This window comes from Dyella sp. RRB7 (genome assembly GCF_022761115.1).
Taxonomy (GTDB): domain Bacteria; phylum Pseudomonadota; class Gammaproteobacteria; order Xanthomonadales; family Rhodanobacteraceae; genus Dyella.
This window is the reverse complement of sequence record NZ_JAKWJS010000009.1, coordinates 62,192-79,493: the sequence shown is the minus strand read 5'-3', so window position 1 is coordinate 79,493 and position 17,302 is coordinate 62,192. Positions and strand designations below refer to the sequence as shown.

The 17,302-nt window shown below is 66.5% G+C and carries 15 protein-coding genes; 4 read left to right on the top strand and 11 right to left on the bottom strand.

Features of this window, described 5'->3' with window-relative positions:
* Positions 1-26 precede the first annotated feature (26 nt).
* The 11 genes from MJ606_RS17305 to groES all read right to left on the bottom strand — a co-directional run bounded on the left by MJ606_RS17305 (position 27) and on the right by groES (position 14,057).
* On the bottom strand, positions 27-3,308 hold the full coding sequence (locus MJ606_RS17305; protein ID WP_243050802.1) for an autotransporter domain-containing protein: 3,282 nt from the start codon (positions 3,306-3,308) through the stop codon (positions 27-29).
* 170 nt (positions 3,309-3,478) lie between these two features.
* A complete protein-coding gene (locus MJ606_RS17300) occupies positions 3,479-5,866 on the bottom strand; it encodes a TonB-dependent receptor (protein ID WP_243050801.1) in 2,388 nt (795 codons plus the stop codon).
* 123 nt (positions 5,867-5,989) lie between these two features.
* Positions 5,990-6,982 (bottom strand): FecR domain-containing protein, encoded by a 993-nt coding sequence (locus MJ606_RS17295; RefSeq protein WP_243050800.1) that lies wholly within the window; start codon positions 6,980-6,982, stop codon positions 5,990-5,992.
* Positions 6,979-7,533, bottom strand: a complete 555-nt coding sequence (locus MJ606_RS17290) for a sigma-70 family RNA polymerase sigma factor (protein WP_243050799.1) — start codon at positions 7,531-7,533, stop codon at positions 6,979-6,981. The genes MJ606_RS17295 and MJ606_RS17290 overlap by 4 nt, the downstream gene beginning before the upstream one ends.
* Positions 7,521-8,672, bottom strand: coding sequence for a DUF535 family protein (locus MJ606_RS17285; protein ID WP_243050798.1), 1,152 nt, complete (start codon positions 8,670-8,672; stop codon positions 7,521-7,523). Before MJ606_RS17285 ends, MJ606_RS17290 begins: the two co-directional genes overlap by 13 nt.
* A 116-nt stretch (positions 8,673-8,788) precedes the next feature.
* Positions 8,789-9,460: a glutathione S-transferase gene (locus MJ606_RS17280; protein ID WP_243050797.1), complete on the bottom strand. Its 672-nt coding sequence runs from the start codon at positions 9,458-9,460 to the stop codon at positions 8,789-8,791.
* Positions 9,461-9,537: 77 nt separating this feature from the next.
* Positions 9,538-10,065: a TlpA disulfide reductase family protein gene (locus tag MJ606_RS17275; protein ID WP_243050796.1), complete on the bottom strand. Its 528-nt coding sequence runs from the start codon at positions 10,063-10,065 to the stop codon at positions 9,538-9,540.
* Between the two features lie 74 nt (positions 10,066-10,139).
* On the bottom strand, positions 10,140-11,198 hold the full coding sequence (locus MJ606_RS17270) for a transporter (RefSeq protein ID WP_243050795.1): 1,059 nt from the start codon (positions 11,196-11,198) through the stop codon (positions 10,140-10,142).
* A 262-nt stretch (positions 11,199-11,460) separates the two neighbouring features.
* Positions 11,461-11,847 (bottom strand): DUF2946 domain-containing protein, encoded by a 387-nt coding sequence (locus MJ606_RS17265; RefSeq protein WP_243050794.1) that lies wholly within the window; start codon positions 11,845-11,847, stop codon positions 11,461-11,463.
* Positions 11,848-12,065: 218 nt separating this feature from the next.
* Entirely contained in the window at positions 12,066-13,709 is a 1,644-nt protein-coding gene (gene groL / locus MJ606_RS17260; protein WP_243050793.1) for a chaperonin GroEL, read from the bottom strand.
* A gap of 54 nt (positions 13,710-13,763) precedes the next feature.
* Positions 13,764-14,057 carry a co-chaperone GroES gene (groES, locus tag MJ606_RS17255; protein WP_038623202.1) on the bottom strand — a complete coding sequence of 98 codons (294 nt, stop codon included), beginning with the start codon at positions 14,055-14,057 and terminating at the stop codon, positions 13,764-13,766.
* Between the two features lie 257 nt (positions 14,058-14,314).
* Between groES and MJ606_RS17250 the strand changes: the two genes are divergently transcribed.
* From MJ606_RS17250 to MJ606_RS17235, 4 genes are all read left to right on the top strand, one after another.
* Positions 14,315-15,001, top strand: coding sequence for a class II aldolase/adducin family protein (locus tag MJ606_RS17250; protein WP_243050792.1), 687 nt, complete (start codon positions 14,315-14,317; stop codon positions 14,999-15,001).
* Positions 15,001-15,321, top strand: coding sequence for a divalent-cation tolerance protein CutA (cutA, locus tag MJ606_RS17245; RefSeq protein ID WP_243050791.1), 321 nt, complete (start codon positions 15,001-15,003; stop codon positions 15,319-15,321). Before MJ606_RS17250 ends, cutA begins: the two co-directional genes overlap by 1 nt.
* Before the next feature lie 124 nt (positions 15,322-15,445).
* Positions 15,446-16,138: a glutathione S-transferase N-terminal domain-containing protein gene (locus tag MJ606_RS17240; protein ID WP_243050790.1), complete on the top strand. Its 693-nt coding sequence runs from the start codon at positions 15,446-15,448 to the stop codon at positions 16,136-16,138.
* Positions 16,139-16,320: 182 nt separating this feature from the next.
* Positions 16,321-17,238, top strand: a complete 918-nt coding sequence (locus MJ606_RS17235; RefSeq protein ID WP_243050789.1) for a DMT family transporter — start codon at positions 16,321-16,323, stop codon at positions 17,236-17,238.
* Positions 17,239-17,302: the final 64 nt, after the last annotated feature.

The window sequence follows — 17,302 nt, the reverse complement described above, 5'->3', positions numbered from 1 at the left end:
TTTTTGTTACCTGCGTTTCAAGGCACTCAGAACTTCCACACGAAACCGCCCTTGAAGCCGCTGTCGACCACGTGGTGGCCGACCTGTCCGCTATAGGCCAGGTTGAAGCTGGCGTTGCGGGTCACCGGCAGGTCAAGGCCGACGTCGAGCACCATCACGTCGCGCGCCAGCGGCACGCCATCGACCACGAAGGCGTTGCTGCCGGCAAAACCCAGCTGCGCCGGTGACGTCACGTTGCCGAAGGCATGGCGCCAGCCGAGCATGGCATGCGCGTCGAACACATCGCCGTTGAGCTGGAAACGAGTGGCCGCCCGTGCGCCCAGGGTGCTGTAGGTAAGCGCGTTGTCTTCACCCGCGCCCTGCAACGCGGCTGGCCCGCCGTGCTCGGTGAAGCTGTCGCTGTCCAGATGCACATAGGCGGCCTGGGCAAACGGTTCGAGCGAAGCGGTTTTCCAGTGGAACAGGTAGCCCGTCTCGGCGAACACCTGCGCCGTCGATGCCTTGCCATGCCCCAGCGGCTGATCGTTGATCCCGCCAAGCGCCACCGAGCGGGTGGTATCGAGCGTGTGCTCCGTGTAGGTGGCACCGGCACGCAGACCGAAGGCACCCCACTGGGTACCGCCATAGAGACCCACATGCGCATCGTCACTGGAACCCGAGCTGTTGCGCGAAGCGGCCTGCAGCGAGGTCTGCGTATAGCCACCCACCGCGCCCACATGACTGCTGTCGCCCACCGGCAGATCGGCGCCGACCAGGAAGCCACCCAGCGAGCGAGTCACGCTGCCCGCGTTGCCGTCGCTGTCGCGATGCCCCCATGAGCCGAGGAACTGTCCCCACCAGGCCAATCCATTGGCGGCCGGCGCGGTGCTCGACTGCGCCGTATCGACCCCGCCGTCGCCCAATTGGCGCAAGCGTCCGGTAATGGCATCGCGCACGAAGTGACTGTCTTCGAGGAAAGCCCCCCGTGCACTGGCGTAGATATCACCGGACAACTGATTGGCCGCGGCGCGAATCGCTGCATCGTTGGGCAAGTTGGCCACCGCGGTGAACAACGCCGCCGTCGGCGCCTGCGACTGCACGCCGTCCAGCGTGGCGAGCTGGTTGCGCGTGTCGCCGATGCTGCCGAGGTTGCGGTTCTGCACCACGTCCAGGTAGACATGCTGCGCGTCGTAGGCGGTGGCGATGCCCAGCACCGCACTCAACGTGGTGTTGCCGTTGAGGGTATAGGTGCCGTTGACGCCCTGGCTGGCACTGAGCACGGTGTAGCGTGCGCCCTTCTGGTACAGCTGGCCGGCCGACGCTGGCGCCAAGGCCACGCCGGCACCACTGGCCAGCGTCGCCTGGCCGCTGACCACGATCTGGCTGGATACACCCGGCTGCGTGGGTTGTGCCGCCACCAGATAGATCGAGCCGGCACCCTGCAGATAATTGCCGCCCACCATGAGGCCCTGGTACGTCGGCGCGACCGTGCCGCTTACGCTCAGCGTGCCGCCGATCTGGCCCTGGCCGCTGAGCAGGCCGCTGCTGAGCACCGAGCCCGCGATGCGGCCGCCGTTGGCCAGCCAACCCTGGTTGACCACCGAGCCACCGATGCTGCCGCTGTTGGCCAGCACGCCGAGATTGAGCACGCCACCGGCCAGCGAGCCGGATAGGTCGAGTTCGCCATGGGCACCGATGCCGGTGGGACCGGTGTAGGTGTTCTGTCCGCTCAGCGCCTCCTTGCCGCCAGCGATCACCAGCCCGCCACCGCCGGCGCCGCTGAGGCCGCCATCGACGAGCTGTCCGGCAAAACTGCCCTGGGCCTGGGTAAGCACCAGCACGTTGCCACCCAGCTCGACCAGTCCACCGCCCGACAGCGACATCAGCGAGGTGGCCTGTGCGGCGCGCGACACGTCGAACACGCCATCGATATGCACGTCCGACGATTGCGCCACGCTGCCGGGACCGGCCAGCCCCAGCCAGCCGCCCGCAGCCACCACCGTGGCACCGGTGTAGGTATTGGTGCCGCTGAGGTTGGCGATGCCGCCTGCGGCTACCGCGAACGGCGCGCTACCCGAAATCACCCCAGCCAGGCCGAGCGGCCCCATATCCGGCGTCACCGTGAAGCCCGTGGTGATCGGCGCATCGGTGACATAGAACGGCGTGTAGCCGGTGGCCTGGTTCTGCAGGTCGTACATCACCGCGTTGCGGAAGAAGAAACCGATGCCGTAGATCGCACTGCTGGGAAAACCGCCGTAAGGCCCCACCGTCACCACATTGGTGTAATCGCCGTTGGAATCGTCGCCACTGGTGACCGCACTGGGCAGCGCGCCCGGAGCCACGCCGGTAGCGGTGAGCGTGATGCCGGGAATCTCGTCACCGTAGGCGTTGATATGCCCCAGCGCGGTTTCCCCGCTGAGCAGGCCCACGCCATTGTCGATCAGCATGATGTTGGGCGTGCCGGTATCGAACAGCGTGGGCAGTGCGGCGCTGCTGGTGTGCGTGCCGTCGCTCAGCGCATAGAGAAACTCGGTATCGAACTGGTTGGCGCTCGGCGCACCCGACAGCGGGAAGTTGCCTTGTGCGCCGCCGATCCACGGCACCACGCTGAGGAACTGCGCACGCAGCGCAGGCGTCAGCCCGAGGATCAGGCAGCCCTGGCCGCAATTGCCCGGTACGCCGGGTGCGCCGTTGGCCTCGACGATATAGCCGCTGGAGGTAAGCATGCCGGGCACGCCGTTGCCGAAATCGCCTGCACCCAGGATGCCGTAGAACACGCCTTCCTCGGGGGCTACGCCGTTGGCCAGGTTCTGCTGGAAGCCGGTGTCGATTTTCAGCGTCACGCCATTGGCCGTACCCACCGGCGCACCAGTGGCGGTCGAGGTGACGTAGGCGTAGTTGATCGCCACCGGCGCGCCGGCCGGCGTGGCGAAGCTGGCCACTTTCGCGCCGCTCGACGAACTGTAGAACTGCATGCTGGACACCGTGGTGGCCGCCTGCAGGTAGCCATAGGTGCCATCGCCATACAGGTAGAACTGCAATGGCCCCACCGACGCGCCCGGCTGGGTGGGAAACCAGGACGGGCCGGAACCGTGCAATGCGGTCAGGCCCACGTCGATGTTGAACGAATCGGAGCCGGTATCGAACAGATACTCCTGTGGCGCCGCGCCATTGACGCCGACATTGATGCCCAGGCGGTAACCGAACTGGCCGCCGCCATAGTTCTCTTGAATGATGTCCAGCGGAACATCGTTGCTCTGCGCCCACGCCTGCGGCGCGAACGCGCACGCCAGGGCCAGCACCAGTGGCCTGTACTTGATCTTCCTCACTAACTCTCCCCTCTCCATGTCGTGACGATGCATCGCCGGCTTGTGTTGTCGATGGATCGATCGCGGTCGCGCCGGCTCGGCCGCCATCTCCTGCCCCGACTACCTAGACGTTCGGGTGTCACGAAACGGAAATGCGCGCGGCGGGCGTGTGGAAAATGGGCGTGGGAAGACTAGAAGTCGTAGCTGCCGCTCAACAGCACGCCGCGGCGGACGCGCACGGGCACGAAGGTTTCGTCGAAATCGTCGGCGTAAAGGCGGCGCGCGAGCAGGTTTTTCACCCCCAGCGTGACGCGCCAGCCATGGGTGCGATACGACACGTTGGCGTCAAGCTCGGCCTGCCCCGGCGAGGGGAAGTAGGTGGTGTAGTCGGACATCTGTCCCAGCGAACGGCTGCGTGCCGTCACGCCGCCCGCCACGCCCCAGCCCTGCCATGCCGCCCCCTGGAACCAGTAGCTGGCCCACAGGTTGAAGCGCTGCCGCGGCGCACCGGTGGCCTGGGTGCCATCGTGGTTGGTGATCTGCGCGTTGGTGTAGCTGCTGCTCAGTTCCAGCCCGGGGCGGAGCTGGCCGACGAACTCCACCTCCACGCCGCGATTGGTCTGGCCGGGACCCAGCGAGCCGAAGAACGGTGGCTGTTCCTCGACCAGCACATAGCTGTGGTCGAGCATGATGCGATACAGCGAAACGGTCAGCCGCGCGCGCTCGTCGAACAGGTTGAACTTGGCGCCGGCTTCCAGTTGCCGCGACAGTGCCGGCACCAGCGGACGGCCGTTGTCACCCAGGTAGGACACTGGCTGGAAGCCGCTGGCGGTGCCGCCGTAGAAGGCGATATCGGGGGTGAGCTTGTAGACCACGCCGGCGTTGGGCACCCATTTGGTACGCCGCGGCGTCCATGGGTTGCCGGCCTCATCGTCGGTCGATACCTGATAGGCCGCGCGGCGCAGTGCTACCAGCACATCCCAATGCTCGCCCAGGTTGAGCTGGTCCTGCAGAAACAGACCGCTGTCGACCGACCAGTGGGTGCCGGCCAACGGCTCGTCGTCAGTCGCCTCGATCACCGATTGCACGGTGGCCAGCCGGCCGCTGGTGAACAGGTTGTACACGCCATCATCATAGGGATGCAGATAGTCGTCACTGCGACCGATATGCGAGCGCGAGTAGTCGAAGCCCACCGTCACCGTATGCGTGAGCGCGCCCGCGTCGAACACGCCGATCAGGTCGTTCTGCAGCGAGTAGTACGCGTCGTTGTAGCGATACGACTCGGCCCAGGCGTCGACATCGCCGTTGGCCTGCGGGTTGTACAGCGTCCAGCTCTTCTGGTCATTGTGCTGTTGCACGTACTGGCCGCGACTGCGCCAGGTCCAGGTATCACCCAGCTGCTGATCCAGCAGGTAATAGAGCCGGTTGGTCTGGTAGTTGGCGTCATCGCTCGGATTGCCCGGCAGCAGTCCGAAGGGCGAGGCCGACGACAGGGTATTGCCCAGCAGTACCACATGATCGGGCACCGGCAGGCGGTTGAGGATGCGCTGCACGCCCACCACCAGCTGCGTGGTCGCGTTGCGCCAGGCGATCGATGGTGCGAGATACGCGCTGCGCCGCTCGCCATAACCCTGCGGCGTGCGCTCGGCATACTCGCCGGACACCACCAGGCGATAACTCAACCCTGGCGTGTGGCCCAGCGGGCCGGCCAGATCCAGCGCAGCCTGTGTTTCGCCCTGCTCGCCCAAGGTATAGCTGAATTCCCGCACCGGATCGCTTTGCGGCTGCTTGACGGTGACGTTGACCAGGCCACCGAAGCTGTTGCCGGTGGTATCGCCCAGGATCGATTGGGGACCCTTGAGCACCTCCACCCGTTGCAAGCCGACCAGCGGCGGGTAGTCGCCCGATCCCGCGATACTGTTGGGCATGCCGTCGGTCAGGCCATTGCCGGCATAGAAGCCGCGGATCTGGAACAGTGGCAGGCCGTCCGAACCATCGATGTATTGCACGCCGGCCACGTTGCGCACGGCATCGGCCACGGTCAGTACCTGCTGCGAATCCATCAGCTCGCGGGTGACGATGCTGACCGACTGCGGCACATCGATCAGGTCGGCATCGTTGCGCGAAGCGGTACTGGTAAGCGTCGCCATGAAGCCCACATCCTGCCCGACCAACGCATCGGCCTGCACCGGCGTCAGTTCCTTCACCTGGAGATTGTTCGCAGCATGGGCAGCCGCAGCGGTCGCCGCGGGCGCGGGGGGCTTCACCACCACCGTGCGGGCGTCGGGAAACTCGAAGCCCAGGCCGGTGCCCTGCAGCAGATGGCTCAATGCCTCGGCATCGGAAAAGCTCCCGGTAACCCCGGCGGAGCGAAACCCGGCAATCGCACTGCCGGCGGTGAGCACCTGCACGTTGGCCTGCTTGCCGAAGGCGATCAGCGCGGTGGCCAGCGGCTGCGCGGGAATGCTGAAATCGACGCGAACCTCGTCAGCGGCGTCGCGAGCCTCGGCCCACGCGGCGCCAGGCGCCACCAGGCCCACTGCCAGGCAACCGATCAGCAACGGCGCAGCCACCCTCATGACGTTCGCTTCTCCCCGAGCGAAAGCCGCGAGTGTGACATGTCCGCATCACCTCATGACAGCGCCGCATGCGCCGCCGATGCCGGCTTACACCGGCCTTGCGAAACGCAGGCCCGCGAACGTTCAGCGCGAGGAGGCTCCACGCGCATCCGACAGCACGGTCTGCCCGCCCACCTCGCTGACTTTCAGCGGCAGCACCTGCGGCAAGGCATGCAGCCAATCATCGATGGCATCGGTGCGCACCGTGCCGGTGAAGGTCAGCGGCGCGATATCGGCGTCGACGATGCGAACCGGCCGCGCGCTGTAGCGATTGATGTTGGCGACCACCACGGCCAGCGGCTCGTTGTCGAACTCCAGCCGATCATCGCGCCACGCCGCCGCCTGGGCGGGGTCGGTGCTCGACACGCGCATGGCCGAACGGGACGGGTCGTAGGACACCGCCTGACCGGCCACGGCCTCCAGGCCACCGCCCTTGCCGTCGACCTGATCGAAGATGCGCACGCGACCTTCCGCCATGCTCACCGTCACGCGCTCGCCGGTGCGCCGCACGTCGAACGCCGTGCCGACATCATGGATGGTGAGCTTGCCCACGCGGACCACGAAGGGCCGCCTGGCATTGTGCACCACCTCGAAATACGCCTCGCCTTCGGCCAGTTCCACCAGGCGCTGGTCGCGGCTATAGCGCGTGGTCAGGCGCGTCGCGCCGCCCAGGGTCACGCGCGAGCCATCCTCGAGGGTGACGTCGCGACGGCCGGCCACGGCGCTGCTGTAGACCTGCGCCGCCGCGCGGCCATCGCCGCCCAGCCAGGTCAGATAGCCACCCAGCAACACCACCGCCGCGACCGCTGCGGCGGCGGCCAGCGGCAGCCAGCGCCGCGAAGTGGCCAGCGGTGGCGCGAACTCGGCGAGCAGTTGCGCGCGCGTGATGTCGTTGAGCGTGCCCAGCTTCGCGGCCAGCTCGGTGACGCGCTCGAATGCCGTAAGGTGACTGGCATCTTCGGCCGTCCAGGCCAACCATTGCTCAGTCGTCCGCTCGGTCGCCGAGGGATCGCGCAGGCGCATCCACCAGTCAGCGGCGATATTCAAGGTCTGTTGGTTCGGGGTGTCGGCCATCATGGCATCTCCAGTTCGTCGACCCGCGCCCGGCAATGCGCCAGGGCGTTGGCAACGTGATAGCGCACCATGCGCTCGCTGATCTTCATCGCACGCGCTATGACGCCAACGTCACAGCCGTCGATGACGTGCATGACAAAGGCGCGGCCGGTCTTGGCCGGCAGTTCACGCAGTGCCTTGTGTACTTCGTGCAGCTGTCGCGCGGCGACGACGTGGCGCTCGGGAATGGGCGCGGCATGCAGGTCCTCTTCCGGCGGCACGATCGGATGGTCGTTGCGCACCTTGCGCATGCGCAGCCGGTCGACCGCCAGGTTGGAGGCGATGCGGAACAGGTAGGCCCGCAACGAATCCACCTGCTCGGGACGCTCCAGCGTCACCAGGCGCACATAGGCTTCCTGCGCAACCTCCTGGGCGTCGGACAGCGAGTTGAGACGGCATTGCAGGAACGCGACCAGCGCGCGGTTGTGCTCGCTGAACAACGCCGCGATGCGCATGGCGTGCGCCGGGTCCAGATTCACGCCACCGTTGGCGGGGGCTTTGGCTAGCTTGTCCACGATGCTTCCCTGAAGCCTGGCGGAAGCGAATGGGGCGATTCTACCGCGTCGTTCGCCGCCGCCGCGTCGAGCCACCACGGCAGGTGGTACAACGCGTTGTTCAACAGCTGCACGGCCTGCCAGCGCAGGTCGGCGCGGCGGCGGAATTCGGCGCGATGGCGACTGGCCACCTCCGCTTCGGTACGGTGATGCAAGGTGGCGGGCAGCTCGAACCAGCCGTGTTCACGCGCCACCCCGCCCTGCTCCTGCCAGAACGCATCGTAGTCCGCATGGAACAGGCGTCGCTGGCGCAGCGGATGTGCCGCGTTGCCGACCGCGAGAATGCGGCGGATGCCATATTGCCCCGCGAACGCATAGGCCAGCACCAGCATCAGCTGCTTCGGGCGCATGCCATACATCAGGCGAGTGAGCTCGCGCACCCGCGCACGGGCATGCTCGCCATCGGGCCCCTGGATACAGCCGATCGCCATGCTGGGCTGGTCGTCGATCACCGTCAGCACCAGGCGATAGAGCGAATGGCCGTTGGCCTCGCTGAGTTCGATGCACAGCTCGCCTTCGCAACCCATGTAGATCGGCGGGCGCAGATGCAGCAGCAAGGTGCTGCCGTCCTTCAACACCAGTTCGCCCAGCGTGGCGCGACCGTTGACATAGATCGCCTCGAACACGTCCGGCGGCAGCCGTTCCAGCAGGTAGCGATAGTGACAGTGCAGGCTGTCCAGGCGCGTGGCGCGATGCCAGTGCCGATTGATGAAGCGATGCAGGTGGCGTTCCTGCAGGCGCGGATCGCACGCCACGCAGGCACGCAGCAACTTGTGGCTGGCGAGAAACGCCAGGAAGCGCTGGTGCCGCCCGGGCAGGCAGGCGGCGCGCAGCAGGTACTTGGCGGCCTGTACCGCCCGCTGGCAGGGATGGCCAATCCAATCGCTGCGGTCGCGCAGCGAGCGCCACCACAACGTCGGTGAAAAGGTGCCGTCCGTGGCAATAGTCTCCCCATGTCCAGCCACCCGCGGGTCCACTGCCCTCGCCGGCTGCCACTCGCGCTCCAGGGAGCGTTGCGCCGCGAAGGCGCAGCCGCTTGCAGCGAATACCAGGTCGGCGTCCAGGGGATCCTCCCCTGGCAGTAGATTCCGTTCGTTCAAGGCGCGCGATCCGCGTAGTGACTGTGACGGGAGCTATGACGTGCGAGCACCCCAAAACGGAAATGGCCGGCGCATCGGCCGGCCACGCAAGGCGTTCCCCGGGGCTGCCGCCCGGTTCAGCCCAACAGGTCATAGGGGCCGCCGCGCTGCAGGGCGCGCTGGTAAGCGGGGCGCTGGCGGATGCGCTCGACAAAGGCGGTGATGTGCGGACACGGGGCCATCAGGCCGCTGCGTGCGCTGGCGGCCTCCAGCGGGAAACTCATCTGGATATCGGCGGCACTGAACGTGTCGCCCACGAACCAGCCAGTCCCGGCCAGGGCATCGTTGATATACGACAGATGCAGCTTCAGTTGCGGGTCGACAAAACCCGCCTGCAGCGTGCCGGCGATCTTGCGGGCGATCGGCCTGGCGAAGAACGGCATCGGCGCGCTGGCGATGCGCGAGGCCACCAGCTTGAGCAACAGCGGCGGCATGGCCGAGCCTTCCGCGTAGTGCAGCCAGTAGGTGTAGCGCAGGCGCTCGGGGGTACCCGCCGCGGGTGCCAGGCGGCCGGCTCCGTAGCGATCCACCAGGTAGTCGATGATCGCGCCGGACTCGGCCAGGGTCAGCCCTTCGTCGACCACCACCGGCGACTTGCCCAGCGGATGGATGGCGCGCAATTCGGGCGGTGCGAGCATGGTCTTGCGATCGCGCTGGTAGCGCTTGATCTCGTAAGGCACCCCAAGCTCTTCAAGCAGCCACAGCACGCGCTGCGAGCGGGAGTTGTTCAGATGATGGACGGTGAGCATGGGGCGCTTCAGAGGTGGCCGGAGCCCTCATCGTAGCGAGGCCTCGACCACGCCGGTATCGCCGGACGCGACGCCAGCTAACGTGCCGTCCCGAGCAAGGGCGTGACCACCTGATCCAATCGCTCGGCCGTCCACGCGGGCTGCTTGTCCTTCCAGCCGTTGTCGACCAGCCGGCCGTTGCGGTCGACGGTGAAGCTTACCGGCAGATGCCAGATGCGACCGTAACCCGGCACATGCGGATCGCCCAGCAAGCCCACCGGAAAGCTCAGGGTGCTCGCCACCGAGCGCACCTGCTCGAGCCGATCGGGCTCATCGAGGCTGAAGCCAAGCACCACCAGGCCCTGCGCCGCGTGGGCCTGCGCATAGCGCGAAAGCAGCGGCAGTTCCTCCCGGCAGGGATCGCACCAGGTGGCCCAGAACGTCACGATCACCACCTTGCCGCGCAGTTCGCCCAGGTCGATGTTTTTGCCGTCGAGCGTATGCAGCGTGATCGGTGGTGCCGCTTCGCCAATGACCAGGTCGTTGGCGTGCACGGCACCGGCGAATGCCGCCAGCATCAGCACGGCACGCAGGCAAATCAGACAACGGGCAACAACACGGGGCATGGCAAACGTCGCGAACTCATGGATGAAAGCGCTGCCGCGATGGCGCGGCAACGCGCGAAAGGCAGGGTCCCGGATCAGATCTTCATGCTGATGCCCACCGTGCCCGTCCAGCCCGGAAACAGCTGGTAACCCTGCAGATGGCTATAGATCGGCACCTGCACGAAGGCGTACAGCTGCACATTCTTGCTCAGGCTGCCGCTGATGCCCGGACTCAGGTAGGCCACCGTGCCCTCCGTATCCGGGGTATCGGCCAGCGCGCCCTGGTCCGCGCTCTTGTGGAACCAGTTGACCTGTACCTGCGGCACCCAGTTGGCATGCGCTTCATAACGCAGGCCAAAGCTCACCGAGGCGAGATTGCCCGGCCGATAGTCGCCACCCGGCGTATCCAGCCGCTCGCTGACCGCCGCCTGGAATTGTCCGTTGACGAAGGCATCGAAATTCTGGCTCACCGGCTGGAAGTAATACGCACCGACGATCAGGTCGGTACTGCCGGTGCCGGCCTGCAGGCTGGTGTCGAGCGACTGGCCGAGGCCCGGCCCGCTGTTGAACGTGGTGGGATGGCCGACGAAGTTGCCATCGTCGTCCTGGCCGCCGTAGTGGCCGGTGGGCAGCTTGATGCCGAACTGCACACCGAAGTTGTGCGTGGGCAAAAAGCCCTGGTAGCTCGCCAGGATCTTGGCATCGCCGATGCCCGCCACGTGCGCACTGCTGACCTGGTCCGGCGCGGTATCCGCGGGTGTGTAGGGCTGCAGTTGCGTGCCGTAGGTGGAGTGGTCGCGCAGCACGTAGGGCACCACGAAGGTCACGCCCCAGTCCGCGTTGAAGCGATAGGTAGCCCCGATATTGATGTAGCGATTGATGGTGCCTTTCTCGATTTCACCGCCACCGAGCGACGGATCGGACGGCTGGTTCACCACCTGCTCCGGCGACGCCTTGCTGCTGCCGTGACGCAACTGGTCCTGGTCGATGAAGGTGTAGTCCACATTGATGCGCCAGCCGGACTCGGTGGAATAGCCCGTGGCGGCATCGGTACTGAGCGTGCAGCCGCAGGTGGCGCAGGCGTGGGCAAGCTGCGGGAGCAAGCCGACGGCGAACAGGCCGGTGATCGCGGCCAGCGATCGGGCTGATCGCATGGATGGGCGTGGCAACCTTGGACCAAGATCCAAGCTTCGACGAACAGGCATGCCTTTTGGATTCATGACGCGCATGAATGAGTTCCTGGACGGGACGCGGCCATCGCGATGGCTCGCGTTGAATGGGGGCAGCCATGTCACCCTGCGGCATGCCACACCCGGCAGCGCATGACGCTACGGCGTGGCTTTCGCAGGGAAACGATGGCGTTGAGATAAAGGCAAACGTCCGCGGCGACGACGCTGCGGCCCGATTGCTGCCTCGTTAGCCCAGGCGCGGCGGTCCGCGAGGATGTGCGCTCAGGATCGGCGACGCATACGCATCATCGACCGCGGCGACCACCGGCACGGCCACGCCGGGTGCCACCGGCAGCTGGTGCAGCAGCTTGCCCGAGGCAAGCACCGAATGGTGGTCGAACAGGACGCAGTAGCCGCACCGGTCGGCGGCATGGGCAGGGGCACGATCAGGCGTACCGGCATGCGTCATGCCCGCCCCATGGTCGGGACAGGCGGCACCCATGCCCATCATGGCGCCCGGCATCGGCGCGTCCATCGGCATGACGCGCGAAACGGCCGGCATCACCACGATGAGCGCCATGGCCAGCATCGCCAGCCAGGCTATCCATCGTCGATGGGCGTTGCGTCGGGTCACCAACTTCTCACTGCGCGGACACGAAAACGAGCCCGCAAATTAGCATGAATCGGACGTCCCATCCGCGTATGCGGCAACACGCTGCACGGCAAGATCAAGGCGGCCCCTCGCATGTTTTTGCGCATCGCGCTGGGCGTGAACGCCCGCCTGCGTGCGCCCAAAAGAAAACCCCGCGCGAGGCGGGGTTTTCTTCGTAGCTAGGCGTTGGAGAGCCGGACTTAGAAGTCCATGCCGCCCATGCCACCCATGCCGCCCGGCGCACCGTGCGAATGGCCTTCTTCCTTCTTCGGCACTTCGGTCACGGCCGCTTCGGTCGTGATGATGGAGCCGGCCACCGAGGCGGCGAACTGCAGCGCCGAACGGGTGACCTTGGTCGGGTCCAGGATGCCGAAGGCGATCATGTCGCCGAACTCGCCGGTGGCCGCGTTGTAGCCGAAGTTGCCGTTGCCTTCCTTCACCTTGTTGAGGACGACGGACGGCTCTTCGCCGGCATTGGCGACGATGGCGCGCAGCGGGGCTTCCAGCGCGCGACGGGTGATGGCGATGCCCAGGTCCTGGTCGGTGTTCTGACCCTTCAGGCCTTCCAGCGCCTTCAGCGAGCGGATCAGCGCCACGCCACCGCCCGGCACCACGCCTTCCTCAACGGCTGCGCGGGTCGCGTGCAGGGCGTCTTCGACGCGGGCCTTCTTTTCCTTCATCTCGACTTCGGTGGCGGCACCGACCTTGATGACGGCCACGCCGCCAGCCAGCTTGGCCACGCGCTCCTGCAGCTTCTCGCGGTCGTAGTCCGAAGAGGTCTCTTCGATCTGCGCCTTGATCTGGGCGATGCGCGACTGGATGCGCTCGGCTTCGCCGGCGCCGTCGATGATGGTGGTGTTTTCCTTGGTGATCACCACGCGCTTGGCGCGGCCCAGGTCATTGATGGTCGCCTTCTCCAGCGCCAGGCCCACTTCCTCGGAGATCACCACGCCATTGGTGAGGATGGCGATGTCTTCCAGGATGGCCTTGCGACGGTCGCCGAAGCCCGGCGCCTTCACGGCGGCAACCTTGACGATGCCACGGATGGTGTTGACCACCAGGGTGGCCAGGGCTTCGCCCTCGACTTCCTCGGCCACGATCAGCAGCGGCTTGCCGGCCTTGGCGACGGCTTCCAGCACCGGCAGCAGCTCGCGGACGTTGGAGACCTTCTTGTCGTGGATGAGGATGAACGGGTCGTCCAGCTCAACCTGCTGCGACTGCTGGTTGTTGATGAAGTACGGCGACAGGTAGCCGCGGTCGAACTGCATGCCCTCGACCACGTCCAGTTCGTTGTCCAGGCCCGAGCCTTCCTCGACCGTGATCACGCCTTCCTTGCCGACCTTCTTCATCGCGGTGGCGATGATGTCGCCGATGTTGGCATCGGAGTTGGCCGAGATGGTGCCGACCTGGGCAATGGCCTTGTCGTCAGCGGTCGGGTTGGAGAGCTTCTTCAGCTCGGCCACGGCGGTGGACACGGCGTGGTCGATACCGCGCTTGAGGTCCATCGGGTTCATGCCGGCGGCGACGGCCTTGAGGCCTTCCTGGATGAACGCCTGGGCCAGCACGGTGGCGGTGGTGGTGCCGTCGCCGGCCACGTCGGAGGTCTTGGAAGCGGCTTCCTTGACGATCTGGGCGCCGATGTTCTCGTACTTGTCGGCCAGTTCGATTTCCTTGGCGACGGACACGCCGTCCTTGGTCACCGTCGGGGCGCCGAAGCTCTTTTCGATCACCACGTTGCGGCCCTTCGGACCCAGCGTGACCTTGACCGCATTGGCCAGGGTGTTCACACCCTTGAGCATGCGTGCGCGTACATCTTCGCCGAAGCGGACTTCTTTAGCTGCCATTTTGTGTATTCCTTCGAATTCGGTAGGTAGGGGAAGAGGTGCGGGAGAGGCTGCTTAGCCTTCGATCACCGCGACGATGTCGTCTTCCTTGAGGAAGACCAGCTCTTCGCCGTCGATCTTGATTTCCTGGCCGGCGTACTTGCCGAACAGCACGGTGTCGCCTTCCTTCACCGACATCGGGCGGACCTTGCCGTCTTCCAGGATGCGGCCAGCACCGGCAGCGATGACCTTGCCGCGGGTCGGCTTTTCGGTGGCGCTGTCGGGGATGACGATGCCGCCAGCGGAGACGCGCTCTTCTTCGAGACGCTTGACGATGACGCGATCGTGCAGCGGACGCAGTTTGCTCATGGGTGGGCTCCAGCTTGGTTGGATGGGTTGGACAAAAGTGGTACCCCGGAGCGACGCCTATGCTGGCGCTTGTTAGCACTCCCCGGAGGTGAGTGCCAATTCTAACGACGCAAAGCCCCCCTGCAAGAGGCGCCGGTCCGATGGCTGAGTTCACTAATGGGGGGCCATGGAGGGCTTTCAAGAGCCCGGACAGGGAAAATTGCACACCCCAGGCCCTCCAGCCGCCCCTATCGACAGCCGCGCCGGGAGCGACGACGATGGCGGCCCGCCACACCATCCGGGTCGCCAAGGCAGTGAGCGCCGAGCTGACGCTACGCAAGGACATCGTCGCCCAGGGGGCGAAGCTGGCCGCTTCCGGCCTGAGCCAGGGCACCTCGGGCAACCTGAGCGCCCGCTGCGGGGCGGGCTTCCTGATCACGCCCAGCGGCACGCCTTACGAGGGTCTGGCCGCGGACGACGTCGTGCTGGTGGACATGGCCGGGCATTACGCGCATCCGCTGCGCCCGTCCAGCGAGTGGCGCTTTCATCGCGATATCTATGCCGCCCGCCCCGACGTCCACGCCGTGGTGCACGTGCACCCGCCGTACAGCACCGCGCTGGCGATGTGCCGCCTGGCCATTCCCGCCGCGCACTACATGATCGCCGTGGGCGGCGGCGATTCGATCCGCTGCGCCGATTACCACACCTACGGCACCCAGGCCTTGTCCGACGCGGTATTGCAGGCGCTGGAGGGACGCCTGGCCTGCCTGATGGCCAACCACGGCATGCTCGCCACCGGCACCACCCTGGCGCAGGCCATGTGGCGCGCCATCGAGGTGGAAAACCTGGCCCGGCAATACGCCCTGGCGCGGCAGGTCGGCAAGCCGGTGCTGCTGACTGACGGGGAAATCACCGAGGTGCTGGAAAAATTCGCCCACTATGGCCTGATGTCGGTGAAGCCCTGATGCCCGATCCCGTCCTGCTCTGCTATTGCAGCTGCCCCGATGCCGCCAGCGCCCAGGCCCTGGCCGAGGCGGTGGTGGGCGAAGGCCTGGCGGCCTGCGTCAACCACCTGCCCGGCATCCGTTCCACCTATCGCTGGAAAGGCGCGGTGACCACGGACAGCGAGGAGTTGCTGCTCATCAAGACCACCGAAGCCCGCTTCGCCGCCCTGAAGGAGCGCATCCTGGCGCTGCACCCCTATGAATTGCCGGAGCTGATCGCGGTGCCGGTGACGCAGGGCCACCAGGCCTATCTCGACTGGGTGAGCGATCCTTCCCGGTAGCTCGGTGACCGTCGCGGTCATCCACCGCAACGGCTACCGGGATTTCTCCTGAATTGGCGCTGTTACGCGGCCACTGGCCCGCCCACACTGCGCCATCGCTGCCAGCCAACCGTGGAGCCTTCCCATGATCGAGCTGTATTTCGCCGCCACCCCGAACGGCCTCAAGGCCAAGCTGTTCCTGGAGGAAGCGGGCCTGCCCTATGTGGTGCACCCGGTAAGCCTGAGCCAGGGCGAGCAGTTCGAGCCGGCCTTCCTGGCCATTTCGCCCAACAACAAGATCCCGGCCATCGTCGACAACGAGCCGGCAGGCGGTGGCGCACCGCTGAGCATGTTCGAATCGGGCGCGATCCTGCTGTATCTCGCGGACAAGATCGGCCGCTTCGTCCCCACCGACACCCATGGCCGGGCCGAAGTGCTGCAATGGCTGTTCTGGCAGGTGGCCGGGCTGGGGCCGATGGCCGGCCAGATCGGCCACTTCAACGTCTACGCTCCCGAGAAGGTGCCTTATGCGATCGATCGCTACACCCGCGAAACGGCACGACTGTATGGCGTGCTGAACCGGCGGCTGGCCGACCGGGAGTTCATCGCCGGCGCCTTCTCCATCGCCGATATCGCCTGCTATCCGTGGATCGTGCCGCACCAGGCGCATGGCCAGGATCTGGCGGATTTCCCGCACGTGGCGCGCTGGTTCGAAACCATCTCGGCGCGGCCGGCGACGCTGCGCACTTATGCCGGCGTCGAGAACGCCTATACGCCGAAGCAGGCGCTGTCCGAGGAGGAACGGCGCGTGCTGTTCGGCCAGGGCGCGCCGCGCTGAAGGCTGCTGACAGGTTCTGGCAGCGCCCTGCCGTAGCCTGTGCCGTGCAAGCCCTGCATCTCCTCATCAGTCATGCCAGCGGGCGCGGCATCCAGCGCCTTTCGCCGTGCCGGAAAGGCACCGGATGCCTGCCCTCGCAGGCATGACGAGCCAAAGCATCGAGCCTCGCCATGCACACGCACATGAAGAAGTCCGACCTTGCCGCACTGCTGTTGCTGGGCGCCTTGTGGGGCGCATCGTTCCTGTTCATGCGCATGGGCGCGGACCAGTTCGGCAGCATGGCGCTGGCCGGCATGCGCGCCATCGGCGCGGCGCTGTGTTCGCTGCCGCTGCTGGCCTCGCGCCCGCGCATGGCGGAGATGCGGGCGCACTGGCGCCCCATCGCGGTGGTGGGCATCGCCAATTCGGCGTTGCCGTTCGTGCTGTTTTCGTATGCGGCGCAAAGCCTGCCGGCCGGCGTATCGGCCATTTCCGATGCCATCGCGCCGCTGCTGGTGGCGCTTTCCGGCTGGCTGTGGTTCGGCGAACGGCTGGATGCGATTCGCGCCAGCGGCCTGGTGATCGGCCTGACTGGCGTGGTATGGCTGGTGGCCGGTACGGTGGGGTTCGGCCACAGCCACGCCCCGACCGGCTGGGCCATGGCCGCCTGTGTGGGCGCCAATGTCTGCTACGCCTTCGGCGCCCACTACAGCCAGCGACGCCTGCGCGGCGTGGCGCCGTTGAGCGTGGCCACCGGTAGCCAGCTTGCCGCCGCCGCGTTGTTGCTGCCCTTCACGCTATGGATGTGGCCAGCCCGGACCCCGGGCGTCCAGGCATGGCTGGCGATGTTTGGCCTGGCCGCGGCCTGTACGTCGCTGGCCTATGTGCTGTTCTACCGGCTGATGGCCCGCATCGGCGCCACGCGGAGCATGGCGGTGCTGTACCTGATCCCGGTGTTTGGCGTGCTGTGGGGGCTGCTGTTTCTGCACGAGCCGGTCACCCTGGCCATGGCCGGCGGTTGCACCGTGATCCTGCTCGGGGTGGCGTTGACCACCGGGTTCCTGCACCTGCGCGCCCCGCGGCCGCCGCTGCCTGAAAACGCGGGCATGGAACAGGGCTGAGCGCGCGTTGTCCAGAAGACATCGGCCCGGCGGCGCCAGCTGAGCCATAATCCTCAGCTCTCCC